The organism is Candidatus Bathyarchaeota archaeon (assembly GCA_026014585.1).
GTDB lineage: Archaea > Thermoproteota > Bathyarchaeia > Bathyarchaeales > Bathycorpusculaceae > Bathycorpusculum.
This window is the reverse complement of sequence record JAOZIA010000024.1, coordinates 445,938-459,889: the sequence shown is the minus strand read 5'-3', so window position 1 is coordinate 459,889 and position 13,952 is coordinate 445,938. Positions and strand designations below refer to the sequence as shown.

The 13,952-nt window shown below is 38.7% G+C and carries 10 protein-coding genes; 6 read left to right on the top strand and 4 right to left on the bottom strand.

Translation table 11 applies throughout. The annotated features are described in order from the left end of the window. The first annotated feature begins 14 nt into the window (after nt 1–14). From NWF01_11620 to NWF01_11595, 6 genes are all read left to right on the top strand, one after another. On the top strand, nt 15–1,199 hold the full coding sequence (locus NWF01_11620; protein MCW4025660.1) for a glycosyltransferase: 1,185 nt from the start codon (nt 15–17) through the stop codon (nt 1,197–1,199). Then, nucleotides 1,192–2,913 carry a hypothetical protein gene (locus tag NWF01_11615; protein ID MCW4025659.1) on the top strand — a complete coding sequence of 574 codons (1,722 nt, stop codon included), beginning with the start codon at nt 1,192–1,194 and terminating at the stop codon, nt 2,911–2,913. Before NWF01_11620 ends, NWF01_11615 begins: the two co-directional genes overlap by 8 nt. A gap of 187 nt (nt 2,914–3,100) precedes the next feature. Then, nucleotides 3,101–5,449: a Coenzyme F420 hydrogenase/dehydrogenase, beta subunit C-terminal domain gene (locus NWF01_11610; GenBank protein ID MCW4025658.1), complete on the top strand. Its 2,349-nt coding sequence runs from the start codon at nt 3,101–3,103 to the stop codon at nt 5,447–5,449. Continuing rightward, nucleotides 5,446–6,267, top strand: a complete 822-nt coding sequence (locus NWF01_11605) for a class I SAM-dependent methyltransferase (protein ID MCW4025657.1) — start codon at nt 5,446–5,448, stop codon at nt 6,265–6,267. Before NWF01_11610 ends, NWF01_11605 begins: the two co-directional genes overlap by 4 nt. Nucleotides 6,268–6,273: 6 nt before the next feature. Further along, entirely contained in the window at nt 6,274–7,863 is a 1,590-nt protein-coding gene (locus NWF01_11600; protein MCW4025656.1) for an oligosaccharide flippase family protein, read from the top strand. A gap of 41 nt (nt 7,864–7,904) precedes the next feature. Then, nucleotides 7,905–8,603 carry a class I SAM-dependent methyltransferase gene (locus NWF01_11595; protein MCW4025655.1) on the top strand — a complete coding sequence of 233 codons (699 nt, stop codon included), beginning with the start codon at nt 7,905–7,907 and terminating at the stop codon, nt 8,601–8,603. 56 nt (nt 8,604–8,659) lie between these two features. On the opposite strand, the gene NWF01_11590 is transcribed toward NWF01_11595, so the two are convergent. The 4 genes from NWF01_11590 to NWF01_11575 all read right to left on the bottom strand — a co-directional run bounded on the left by NWF01_11590 (nt 8,660) and on the right by NWF01_11575 (nt 13,938). Continuing rightward, complete coding sequence (locus tag NWF01_11590; protein ID MCW4025654.1) at nt 8,660–10,192, bottom strand: DUF58 domain-containing protein; 1,533 nt, start codon at nt 10,190–10,192, stop codon at nt 8,660–8,662. A gap of 336 nt (nt 10,193–10,528) precedes the next feature. After that, a complete protein-coding gene (locus NWF01_11585; protein ID MCW4025653.1) occupies nt 10,529–11,161 on the bottom strand; it encodes an AAA family ATPase in 633 nt (210 codons plus the stop codon). Beyond that, nucleotides 11,145–12,047 carry a DUF4350 domain-containing protein gene (locus NWF01_11580; GenBank protein ID MCW4025652.1) on the bottom strand — a complete coding sequence of 301 codons (903 nt, stop codon included), beginning with the start codon at nt 12,045–12,047 and terminating at the stop codon, nt 11,145–11,147. Before NWF01_11580 ends, NWF01_11585 begins: the two co-directional genes overlap by 17 nt. After that, nucleotides 12,034–13,938: a hypothetical protein gene (locus NWF01_11575; protein MCW4025651.1), complete on the bottom strand. Its 1,905-nt coding sequence runs from the start codon at nt 13,936–13,938 to the stop codon at nt 12,034–12,036. Before NWF01_11575 ends, NWF01_11580 begins: the two co-directional genes overlap by 14 nt. Nucleotides 13,939–13,952: the final 14 nt, after the last annotated feature.

Below are 13,952 nucleotides of genomic sequence, written 5' to 3'. Positions count from 1 at the left end.
TGGTTAAGGTACTGATGATTTTGGAAGGTTTTCATGGTCTTGTGGGAAATGCTGTTAATGAACGGCGTATTGCAACCAGTCTTGCTTCTCACAAGCGAGTAGAGCACGTATCGGTTATTGCCATTAGTACCATTCAAAGTATAATGCAGCCAAGAGAACCAGTTAACACTGAAAAAATGGATACAATAACTCTTCCAAGAATACCTGCGCCTTGTCCATTTTTTTATATGCTACAACTGGTAATCTATGGTTTTCTGTTATCTTCAATTGCTGTCTTCCTGAAATTAACGCGGTCTTTTGACGTGATATATATTAGGGGAACCTGGTTAGCTTTTGGTTTTGTTACACTGCGAAAGATTTTAGGTCCTGTTGCAGTAAAGATTGCCTCTATTTCATCTGATCACCTTTATGCTGGAAAGAAAAGCCTCTTTAAGAGAATTGCCACAAATATGGGTTGGTCTTTGGAAAAATACCTTATTAAAAACGCTGATACAATCTTTTCAATTCCAGGATTTGTTAATGTAATTGCAAAAATAAGAGGAAACGATAATCACATTGTTGTGTTACCGCAACCTGTTTCTTTTGAACTTTTCAGTAGACCTACTCCTATTTCATCATTGCCTAAAAAGGAGTATGTAGTTGGTTATGTGGGTAACCTTTCACCGGTTCACTCGGTTGATGTCGTAGTTGAGGCAATGAGTTTGGTTCAAAAAGTCGTGTCTAATTCTCAACTGCTCATAGTGGGTACCGGCGATTTACGCGATGAAGCACGGGTAAGCAAGTTGATGAAGCGTTTAAATGTAAAAGGCTCTTTGATTTTGCGTGTTCCGGAGAAAGAGATGCCTGCGATTTACAACTCGTTAGATTTACTTTTAATTCCGCGGTCAAAACTGCTAAATAATGTGGTTCCGATGAAGTTTGTGGAAGCAGTAGTAGCCAATGTGCCCATTGTCGCAACTAAAACGGATGCAATAACTGATTTGTTGTCTGGAACTGGGGTAGAAGAATACATGGTTGTTGATGAAAATGAGCCTCAGAGTTGGGCTTCAAAAATTCAGAGACTGCTTGTTGATGATGATTTGAGGTTTAAGATAGTTAAAACGGTTTCTGAGCATTTAAATGTGTACGTTGTTTCTCATAAGCCAGAGGTAGTGGCTGAACAGATGCTTTCATCAATAAATAAACGAGCGTTTGAATAAGATAACCTCATTTAAGCAGCAGCTTGCAGTAGTCCCGTTAATTCTTGTTTTCATACTATTAACTGCTATACTGTTCATAACTGCTGACAAAAGTTTGACGCTAACTGCCTACAGTGGTCCGCTAAATTTTTGGCTTAACTTCCCTTGGCTCAATGTTGTGTTAGGGTTTGCAGGACTTTCAGTGTTTTTGCTTTTACCTAAAATCAAAAAAAGCATTTACTACTACTTAGCTGCATTTTTCATCGCCATAAGCGCTTTCTCTATAAAAATAATTTTTCCCTATTACCTTTTTAACGGGCTAGTGCACTACGATATATTTACCCATTATCTAAACGTTAACGTCCTTGCGTCTCAAGGAATACAAGCCAGTGGCTACCTTTACTGGCCCAACACATTTTTGCTTACAGACGTTTTTGAACAAGTCACTGGCACAATTTTTCCGTTAAGCACTAGCATTCTTGCGATAATTGTTCAAGGTCTCTTAGTTTTTGTGTCCTTTGTTTTTATCAAGAGATTCTTTGGACCACGTGCAGGTATACTTTCTATTGTGCTACTCATTTTGGTTGAGCCAAAATCAATACACTATTCACCTTTCACTATAACACTTTCTTTGATTCTTATTTCGCTGTTCATATTTTTTTACGGATTATTCACTCATAAACAAGGATTCCTACTTCTATCCTTCTTCATAGGCGCTGTAAGCATTGCATACCACGCTTACCTCCCACTTACTTTAGGGCTATTACTGCTGGTCATAGTGTGTAGCTATAAATTTTTCTCGCGTTTCTCCATAGAAATTTTTTCCTTTCCCTTCAGAAAATACCTGTCAGTTGCTCTGATTTTGCTGGTTAGTACAATTTGTTGGTGGCTTTACTCTTCATTATTTGTATTCAGAACCTCTGTATTCACGTTAGAAAGCATGGTTATTGGCGAAATAACGCCTGTTGCTCGCGGTGCATTTGCTACCTCTCCTTTGATTCCTGAAATTGCAGATCAGCTTGCGGTAATGTCGCAGTTGGGCAAGTTTATTCGTTTCTTTCTCCCGTTGGCAGTGGTTGTTCCTGTTTTGTTGTGGGCATTATACCTGTTTGTTAAGAAGAGACTCGATGTTCAGTATATACGTATACTGCTTCTTGCTTCAGTAGCTTTGACTACTGGTGCAATCTGGTTTGCATTAGGGGTTGGTGTCCCTATTGGCTTTAGTGAACGTTTTCTATTTATTTTTGACAAATTCCTCATTTTGCTGACTTCAATTAGTGTATTTGTGATTTGTTGGAAGCTGAGACATAACAAGTTTGTTTATGGCTTAATAATGGTGCTTTTTGTTGGTGCAATTGCCATCTCGCCGATAACTAATGCTTCCTCTTACTCAATTATGTATTATTCATGTTTTAACGATGCAAACGTAGACACAGCTGTTTTTGCTTCGCAACATAGTGTTGATGAACAATCCTTTAATGGTGATTTACGTTTTGGTGGAATTGTTAAATTATTTGCTTGGCCTAACCTTGTAAGTTTTTCACGGGACTTCAACAACAAAATTAACGATAACAACTTTGAATACTCTTCAGATGCAATCATAATTAGTTCTGCAACCCTGAGTTATACCACCGTCGGAGGCGTAAGTGACATAACCGCAGAAAAATATGTTGCAGAGTTACCTGACCTCTTCAATCTTGTATACAACAATGGTTATGACCTCATATATGAGTAAGCAAGTCCTAACCAGCTCGATTAACTTCTCGGAATCGAACGTGACAAAAACAAGAAACCACCATTTATGTGTGTCATGTGAAATCTGTGCAGCCGTCTGCCCAAAAAACGCAATCATAATGGAAAATAAGTTCGGTCAGTTCCTACCAAAAGTCAATGATAAAAAATGTGCACGTTGTGGACTCTGTTTGGAGTTTTGTCCTGGCATCAATCTTGATGTTGTAGATGCAATTGGAAAAAAGAATACAGTATCTGCTATGATGGGCAATTGTTTAGGCTGCTATACTGCATACAGCAATAACCCTGACGTGCGGCTGAATTCGACTAGTGGCGGATTAGTTACGACTTTAATTGTTGAGTTACTAAAAAACAAAGAGTTTGATGCTGCTTTTGTTTTAGACTTTGACAAGTTTGAAGGTAAACCCGCTCGATTAACAGTTGCAACCGACGTTGCCGAGGTGATGAGATGTGCAAAATCCAAGTATGTTCCTGCTTCGGTATATAATGTTATAAAAGTGTTGAAACGTAGGGAAGACAAAAAATACGTAATCGTGGGTACATCCTGCCAAATCTGGGGAATTACCCATTTCATACAAAAATTTGGAATCAATAAAGAGAATCTTTTCTTAATTGGGCTTTTTTGTGATAAAAATCTGAACTTCAACTTTCTGCGCTTTGTTGAAGACACATACAAAACAGGTGATGAGCAGATTGTAAAGTTTGAATATCGAACCAAAGAAAAAAGTGGTTGGCCTGGACACACAAAGATGGTGTTTGATTCAGGAAGACAAAAAATCATACATAGAAACGTAAGAATAAATCTCCAAGATTTTTTTCAACTGAACCGGTGCCGGTTTTGTATTAATAAACTAAACAAATATGCTGATATTTCCGTGGGCGACTGCTATATAAAAGGGAAAGATGATTACTGTGGAAAATCAAGTGTCATAATTAGAACTGAAAAAGGCAAGAGCATTTTTGAAAGGTACTCCAAGTTTTTCACAGTAGAAAAATCTTCTATGGCTTCAGTTGAGAAATCTCAAGTTATCCAAGAAAAAACCAAAAACATCACTAATATACAGTTTTTAATAGCAAAATATGGTGAGGACCTAAAAACTCCTGAAGTAAAAAACATTTTTTTTGGAACCCCTAAAGAAATTATGTGGGGCATGACTTATAATGTTGTCAAAATAAAGTCTGCAATATTTTTGAGTAATGTTTCTCAAAATCTGTTTAAAGCAAAGAAAATTTTAGAGTTAGGAGTCGGTTTTGCATCTATAGTGGGCACTGATGTTTTAACTCGAGGGTCAAGATTGAAAAATCACAGCGGTCAGAACGTAATCATTGTTGGTGCTGATTTGTTCAATAAAGGGGCCCAAGCAATGACTTTTACTGTGGTTGACCAAGTGAAGCAAAGATATCCTGACAAAAAAATCATAATGCTTTCAGCATCGGATTATGACCGGGATGAATTGGAAAAGATGCGTTACAGTTTTAGAATACTTCCTTGGGATATTGAAACTAGACTTTGGTTTTCCGCATTCAACGGCAAATTATTCGTTAACAAAAGCAAGCATAAGTTGTTGCATAGTTTACTAAATAGTGTTGTAGACGATTCTTGCTGTTTTATAGATATCAGTGGATTTGCTTTATCTTCACAATGGGGTTTGCTACGAAATATCAGTTACTTGTTAAATATAGCTGCTGCCAAAAAACATTCTGTTCCCTACTATATTTTTCCTCAGTCAATAGGTCCATTTAGCTATCCTTTAAAATTCAAATTCATGCTAACCCCATTATTGTCAACATATCTGAAATATCCACAAAAAATATTTGCAAGAGAACAAGAAGGGTTACGTTATGCAAGAATTTTTAGTAAAAATGCAGAAAAAGGCTATGATATTGTGCTTCAAAACAGTTGTGATCCTTTACGCGTATATTCAGGGCATGTTCAGCTAAAACTTATCCATGTTGACCCTGATTCCGTGGGTATCATTCCTAACCTTAGAGTTATTGAACACGCAAATTCTAAAGAAATTTACTTACTTTATTTCCAAATGATAGCTACCTTATTGTCAGCTAAGAAAACAGTTTATTTGCTAAGGCACTCGTCTGAAGACTTGGAGGTTACCAATAAAATCAAGAGTCACTTCTCAGATGACAAAAATGTGCAAGTTATTGTGGATGATCTGAATTCTTTCGAATTAGAATATGTGATAAAACAATTTGATTTCATTATAGCTTCCCGTTATCATGCCATAATCCATGCCTACAAAAATGGGGTGCCTGCTTTGGTCCTCGGGTGGGCCATAAAATATGAAGAGTTAATGCAACGCTTTAATCAGATGGACTTCTTTTTTGATGTCCGAAAAACAGTACACTCGGAAAAAATAAACGAAAAACTCCAACAAATGCTCAGTACCTGCAATTTTGAAACCAAAAAAATCAGCTGCACAACGGCAAACATCCAGAAAGAACAAAGTGTTTTTTCTCATGTTCAGAACATTATGCAACCAACGAAAAAAGGTGTACTTTGAAAATAAAACAAGTCAACAGAATATTGCCGAGAACTCATAGCATTGCTTTAAGAAATTTTGCTTCATTAGCAATACGGTCAATATGTTCCCTTTTTTATCTGGGAAATAAGTTTACTTGCCCTTTTTGTTCGCGTTCTTTTAGAAAATTCTTGCCTACTGGGTTGGACTTGCCTGTTTTGAAAGAGAAAAAAATTGTCGGTGGGGGTTATCGGTTGAACGCCATTTGTCCCTACTGTTTGTCAGGAGACCGTGAACGACTTGTTTACCTGTTTCTAACAACCCATCAATTGATAAATAAAAAAATAACTCTGCTTCATGTTGCGCCAGAAAGAGTATTAAAAAAGATTTTGGAAAAACAAGAAATAACCTATTTACCTGCTGACTTGAGTAGTCCTTTAGCAAAAATAAAAATTGACCTTCGAAAAAACAGTTTTTCCTCCAACTCCTTTGATGCTATTATCTGCAATCATGTTTTTGAACATATAATTGACGATATATCAGCAATGAAAGAGTTATACCGGGTTTTGAAGGCAGACGGTTGGGCTGTTTTACAGATTCCTTATTCGCCAATGTTGGCAGAAACATTTGAGGATTCTTCTGTTATTTCGGGTGAGGAATGCGAGCGAGTGTTTGGTCAATCAGGTCATGTTCGAATCTACAGTAAAAATGATTACGTTAAACGTTTGCAATCTGTAGGGTTTATAGTTGAAGAGATAAAATTAACTGATTATTCAACCAACAGATTTGCATTAAACCCTGATGAAGTGGTGTTTTTTTGCAGAAAAACGTTCCAGCCTATAGAATATAAAACGCGTTGAAAATGCTTGACCGATGAGCTAACCAAAGTTACTACAGAATCCGCTAGGGGTGGTTTTTTCCTTTTTTCAGGGGCAACCGTGGCAACAGCTGTTATGGCTATTTCTGCTATTCTGATAGGAAACATCTTAGGACCTTCATTATATGGTCAGTACACCCTTGTTCTTGTTATTCCTTCCCTCTTGCTTCTGTTCACAGACTTTGGGATAAATGCTGGTGTCACAAAGTTTGTTGCAAGCCTTCGTGCCAAAGGGCAGGAAGAGCGTGTTCCCGTCATCATCCGTCAAGGCTTGCTCTTCAGGTTAAGCATCGCTATAGCCTTATCTATTTTTAGTATTGTATTTGCTAACTATTTCAGCTTAATTATTAACCGACCTGACAGCGCTTTCTACATTCAGATAGCTTCATTATCAGTTGTCTTTCAAGTGATTTTTACGACAACTAATTCTGCGTTTGTAGGTCTTGACCAAGCTCAGTATAGTGCGTTATCAAACAATATTCAAGCTATAATGAAGACTGTTTTTCAGATAATCTTGCTGATTTTTAGTTTTAGCTTAACAGGTGTACTGATAGGTTATATTGGAGGATTTGCAGTAGCCTCTGTTCTTGGTGCAGTTATCCTTTTTTCTAAATTTTTGAAACCTAAACCAGTAGTTTCAAGTATAAGATTTGAAAAGGAAGAATCGCTTCAGACTCTTAAAGTTCTGACAAAATATGGTTTGCCTTTGTACTTTTCTGTTGTTATGCTTGGTTTGTTTCCGCTGTATCAACAGGTGGTTCTTGCTTTTTTCACGACTGATGCTGCAATTGGCAATTTTAAGGCAGCAAGCAATTTTGTAACTCTTTTAACTGTTATTCCAACTGCAATTACAACTACTCTTCTACCAGCATTTTCCAAATTGGAATCAAGTCCAGTGCAGGTCAGTGAATTCTTCAGTAAAGCAAACAAGTATTCCTGTTTATTGATGCTTCCTGCAACAACTTTGGTTGCGATTTTTTCTAAGCAGATTGTTGAATTAATCTATACTAGTCCAAGTTACAGTTCTGCTGCTCTATATTTGACTGCTAGCGTTTTAATTTATTATCTTGTAGGTGCGGGTTTTCTGGGTTTAACAAGCTTGTTTAACGGTATAGGTAAAACTAGATTGACCTTAAAGTTCACTTCAATATATTTCTCTGTTACAATTATTCTATCACCGTTTTTAGCGCAAATTTATGGCATAATAGGTGTGATAGTTGCGCATCTTATCGCGGGAGCCTTAGCTACCATCTATGGCGCCTACATTGCAACAAAACAGCTTAAGATAAAATTTGATTTCGCTCATACTAGCCGCATCTACTTAGCTACATTGCTTTCTTGTCCTCTTCCGTTGGTCTTTTTACTGCGAACTTCCTTTCCATCAATTATAACTCTGGTTTTAGGAACCACTTTTTTCCTGTTAGTTTACATTACATTAATTCCCTTGCTTAATGTTGTAGGCAAATCCGAGCTTTCAGTGCTTGGGCGCGTCATTCAAGGTGTACCATTACTTAGGGTACTCGCTAAGCCAATGATACTCTATCAGTATCATATCCTGCAGTTAGCAGGAAAAAATTGAGTTTGCTCAGTTCATTTTGGTTATGTTTGGTGAGTTAAAAAATGTCTGAAAATATTAAATTGGTAAAATATATCTACTATGGGTTCTACGCAAAAGCGTTAGCTACCTTAACAAAGCAACTATCTCGTGAAGGCTTTCTGCTTTTAGATGCTGGATGTGGCGGAGAACGTGTTAGTGTCAACATGGAAAAAGCCGTAAATAATGCTCAACGTATTGCAGTTGACTTACTGTGTTCAAATTTGCGTGCGTGTCGTCGACAAAATCGTGCTTCTGCATTTGTGCTTGCTGATTTGAGCAATTTGCCCTTTAAGGCAGATGTGTTTGATGGTATTATGTGCATAAACGTTATTGAGCATATAGACGACAAGAAAGGAGTGTTTCGCGAATTTTCAAGGATAACTAAAAAAGCCGGTTTCTTTGTCGGCTGCACAACGAATGTTTTAAATCCTCTATTATGGATTGACACAAATCTGCCCTCAATTGCTGCCCCGTTGGTTATGAAATTTTCAGGTGAATACTATGGTCATCGACATAACCGTTTTTCCCCGTTAACTTTAAACAAAACTTTGAAAGAATCCGCGTATTCAGTTAACTACTGGATTATTGGTCAGCCACAATTTTATTACACCCGCTTGATCCGTCTGCTCCAGTATTCATGGTTATTTTTTAGCATGATGACAAAGCGTAAACCCTTAATTTTTATGAACGAAATGCTTGTTTGGAAAGCGATACGTATCTAACCTTTCAACAGAAAGCTTTCCTTCTTTTCTTAATATTCTATGTTTTTCCAATTAGTTTAATTGGGCATCAGTACGATTGTATACCCTTGTGTTTTGAGTTTTTCTAAAGTCAACGATAATACTTCCATATCCTGTGTCATGGATGAGGCGACTGTTATAATTGCTGGAGGCGGTGTTTTATCAATGCATCTATTGAGTGTTTGAGTTGCGGGGTGTTGTTTGGTGATCGCTTGTTTTGCTTCAACCTCAAAATCCAGAATTTTTGCAAGGATTTTTTGTGTTTTTTCAACTTCTTCTTTAAACTTTTTGAGTCTCCGTATTTCTGTCGGTTGCAAAGCTTTAGCTGCTTGATCAACTATAGTTATTTTTTCAGTTATTTTCAGTGTTTCTTTCAGTGTTTCTCGCGGGTTATTAAGTGCTGTTGATGCAATGCTTTCTTTTTGGTTATAGACTGCTAGTGCAGATGGCAAAGATTCTCTGGCTGAGGTCAACGCCACTATTATCAGGTTGTATGCGAGTTTGTCAGCATCTTGCGTATCTTTGGCGGTTAAGTCTGCTGCTATAATTGTGGGTTGTCCGTGGGCACCTGAATACTCTTTTACGACTAGTTCACCAAGGGTGAAGGTATGTTTCCAGTCTACCTCTTTTAGTCTGTCTCCTGGCTGGTAGAGGCGACTGCCATAGTATTCCAAGCCGTATTTTGCTGCCGTTGTTGTTCGTGGTGGGGACGTTGTTAATGCTGAGGCTGTTCCTGTAGCGGTTTGTTCAAGGTATTTTTTGGCTAGCCACTGTGCGTATTTGGCTTTGGGGATGATGTGTAGGTCAACTGGTTGGAGTGTTTGGTTAGTTGGGATTAAGCCTCTTGGACCGATGGTTGTGGCGTGGAGTTGCAGTTTTGTGGGTCCGGCGAGGGGTGGTGTGTATGTTATTTTTACTGTTTGAGACGTGTTGGTTGTTGTGTATTTCGTGGGGGTTATTTGTATCCATGATTCGGTTGCTGTTAATGTGGTGTGGAGGTGTAGTTTTGAGGTTGTGGTGATTTCGATTGTGTTGTTTGATGGGTTGCCTGCTAAGGTTCTGTTCCATGTTTTTGTTTCTTTGAGTGGGTTTTTGGGGATTTTTATTAAATTGTGCCCTAAAATTGCTGTAAGATACACTATGAGAATGGTTGTTGATAGTAGAAGTGTTATGTTAAGTGTAATGAGGGTTGCTAAAAATACGATGGATAAAGCTGTTGAGAGTATTTTTAGAGTTATTGTTGGTGTTCTTGCGTTTTTTGAATGTGTCGATGTTTGGTCTTGGGCGTTTTCCTGCAGGTTTTGGTCTAATAGATAGATAGTTGGCGTTATGAATAAGACCGAGAATGTGGTTCCGGCTAGCGGTGTCAGGGTTAATGGGGTAAGAGTGAGTGTGCCAAAGATTATTGCTAAGTTCATTTTTGGGTTGGGTGGTCTGTAGGTTGTGTAGAGTTGAAGTGCCAGAAGTGTTAGTGCTAATGCGAATTGTGGCAGAGGCGAAATTAAGATGCCCAGTAAGAGTATTACTATGAGGTATGCTTTGATGATTGTTTTTAGGGTTAATTTGGGCATTTTTGTTCCTTTTTGTTAGTCTATTTTTGGAACGGGGACCTCTTTGATTAAGCGGTCGATAATTGTGTTTGGGGTTATGTCTTCCATTTCTGCTTCTGTTTTTACTTTTAGTCTGTGGGCAAAAACTGGTTGGATTAGTTTTTTTACGTCGTCTGGTATTACATAGTCTCTGTCTTGCAGGTACGCGAGGCTTCTTGAGCCTTTGAATAGGGCTATGCTTGCTCTTGTGCTGGGACCTGTCAGAACGTCGGGGTCTTGGCGGGCTTTGATTATTAGGGCGATTATGTATTGTTTTACTTTTTCTGAGACGTAGATTTCTTTAATGTCTTGTTGTATTTACATGATTTCGTTTAAAGTTATAACTGCATGAATGTCGGGTTGTTCAATGTAGTCTATTTTTGAAAGAACTTGCTCTTCGTATTCTCTGCTTAGGTTGTCGCTCCATACTCTGAACATGAATCTGTCTGCTTGCACTTCGGTTAACGGGTATGTTCCTTCGGAACCGTGTGGTAGTTGGCTGGCTATGATCATGAAGGGCTTGGGTAGGTATCGTGTTTCTCCTTCTATGGTAGCCTGTTTTTCTTGCATGGCTTCGATTAGTGCTGCTTGTGTTCTTGGGGTGGTTCTGTTGAGTTCATCTGCAAGGATAATGTTTGCAAATATTGGTCCTTCGATTAGTCGGTTTTTGCCGTCTGGAGTGTAGAGGTAGAAGCCTGTAACGTCAGCGGGAAGCATGTCAGGCGTGAATTGTATTCTTTTGAATTGTCCTCCGATGACCTGGGCGAAGGTTTTTGCTAGTAAGGTTTTGGCGGTTCCTGGTAAGCCTTCGATTAGTATATGCCCTTCGCTTAGGAGTGCAACTAGTAGCATTTCTTGGATGTCTTGTTTGTCGATTACGATTTTTGCTATTTCATTGAGTATCTTGTTTGGGGTTTCAAGTGTTGTTTGTTTTTCAAGTAGTTGTGTCATATTTTTTCACTCTTAAAATTGGATAAAATGTTACTGTTAACAAAACGGCTATCAAACAAATTGTGCCCGCTGGTGAAGCAATAACGTTATAGACAATGGTGAGCGTGGTTTTTGCTTCATCAAGGGATGTGGCTGGTAGATGTTTTTGGTCTATGTAGACTTGTGAGTTTGTAGTTTGGATGTTGATGGCATTTGTTATGAATTGTTGGTTGTCGTCAAGGTTTATCATACTGTTGATTAGTATGCTGGGATCTGCTACTAGTACGATGTATCCTTGGCCAACTTTGGTGTATGCCATCTCTGGAAATGGTCCGTTAGGTTCATCTGTGTCCCATTCTCCATTACTGTTTAAGTCTAAGAAGCTGAAGACTGAGGATTGTGCTATCACTGTTGTGCCTGTGGTTTGGTTTAGGCTGGTTGCGTGGTTGAGCACGATGCTGCTTAGGTTGCCACCAACTGATGTGGCTTTGAAGTCGGTTATTTTTGGTAGCCATTTATTGTTATAATCATATAAAGGGTCTAAAAGCGGCGTGCCTGTGAAGCGTACATTTAATCCTAAGCTGTTGAGAACTTGATTTCCATACCCGTAATCGTCAAGGAGCAGCAGGGTTCCGCCGTTTGAAATGTATTTTTGTAGTTGTGAAAGTTCAGTGGTTGTGAACGGTTCGTAGGGTATTACGATTGTTGTTGTTCCTTTTGGGTTTGTGGGCAGGTTGTCATAAGAGGTTAGTGTTGTAGTTTTGGTTTGACTGCTAAATGTTTGCAGCCCATTCCAGAAAGGATTGCCAACTGTGAAGTCACTTGAGGGCGGATAAAACCAAATTATCACCGCAAACAGGAGCGTTACACTTAAAATTAGCAGCGGCAAAAGTTTACGCGGTTGCATTTATTTCCCTCCTAATTTCATCGACCCAGTTCTGGGCTTTTTCTATATCCTCTGGTTGTGGCTGATAAGGCGAATACAAGCTTCTTTCCGCAATCATTGTTAATTTTCCAAATGGACCCGCGGCTTTGAAGATTTTTAGCTGAGTTTTCTGTAAGTACTCACGCAGGGTCATATCCGACATTAACTGTTCGCCTGTTTTTTGTTGGACCCTATTTAATGCTTCAATATATGCCTCAAGAACAGCTCCTTGGTTGCCTGATATTTTTAATTGAATAGTTGTTGTGGTTGGTGGCGAGGGTGTGTTTTGGGGTAAACTTGTTGTTGCTGTTTCATTGATTGTTTTTTTGTTTTTATTGTTTGTTTTTGTAAATTTGAGGAAAGACAACAAGAAAACAGTTGATGAACACAAAACTGCAAGACCAATGCTGATTGAACTTAAAACAAAAACGCTAGTTTTTGCTTGTGCAGTGGCTTGCCAGGGTTCTGTAGGTTGTGCTTGTACTGTGAGTTCTTGATAGCCTGCTAGAAACGTGCTTAATGGCATGTTGATTGTGTAGTTGAATCTTCCATCGTTTGATGTTTTAGTGCTTACCGATGTGTTTCCAAATTGTATTAGCACTGTGGTGCCTTGCAGTGGTTGTGAGCTTGATTCTACTGTGCCGCTGACTTGCATTTGTGATGGAAGCACAACAAATGATGGTGCATGAATTTTTAGGTTGGTTGATATTTCTTGTACTGTTAACATTTTTTGGACGCTTGTGCCATCGTATCGACCTGTGGGGTCAACTGTACCTTCTAGGGTGTGTGTGCCCAGTGTAGTCTGGGGGTCAATTGTGACTTTGGTTTCAAAGGTTCCGTTTTGGCTTGATTTTACTTGGTTTACTTTGTTGCTGTCAAGGTATATGGTGATTTGTCTTTGGTTTGGCGTGGTTCCGTCTTCTGTTGTGATGTTTCCTTTGACTGTTATTGTGGTTCCTGGTCTTACAGTGTTTGGCGCGGAAATTTCAAGTACTGTTTTGTAATATTGAACTTGAACAGTGATTGTGGAACTAAGAGCCGCTAAATATACCCCTACATCGCTACCAGACGGAGTATAAACCGCATTAATTGATACAGAGTTAACGTACTTGTAGGGCATTTTTATTATTACACTATACGTTCCGTCTTCCAGTGTTTTTGTTTCTGCAACTTTATAGTCGTCTAAAAATAGGTTTAAATCTCGATTTGCCAAAATCGATCCTTGAGTGGTTAATTTTCCTGTTGCTTTTAGGTATTCGCCGACAAAACATTTTGTTGTGTTCAAGGTTAAACTCAAAGTTGTTTGTTTGAGGTTTTCTGTTTCAATTTCTTTGACTTTCTGGTTGGCTTCTTGGAGAAGTTTATGGTATCTGTCAATTAGGTATTTTAGTTGTTGTAGCATGTTTTGGAGTTGGTTGTATGCCTGTTTGGCTTTGTCTTGGGCTGAAGCTGCAAAGACTCCTAAACGTTGACTTAATGTTGTGGTTGCGCTTTCAAGGTCGCTTATCAGAATTTGGGCTTGCGCAACTAGAATCGCTGCTTGGTCTAAAACTTGCTTGGATTCTGTGAGTCTGTATTGGTCTAACAGGGTTGAAGCTTTGTCTAATGTGTTTTGTAGGTCTTTGAGGGTGTTTATAAGCTGTTGTGTCATGTTGTTGTATCTGTTTATGATGTAGCTCAAGTCTGGCGGTATGCTGATGTGGGTTATTTCCTCGCTTAATATGCTGGCGTTTGTGTAGTCCCTGTTTGACATTAACGCAAAAACCTGAGCGTATTGTACCAGGAACGTATATGCATCGATTGTGCTTTGACTTGCATCTGGGTCTTCATGTGGTGTGTTTTTTGGTTGGGCGTTGACTGTTAGACATGGCATAAAAGTTGCCGTTA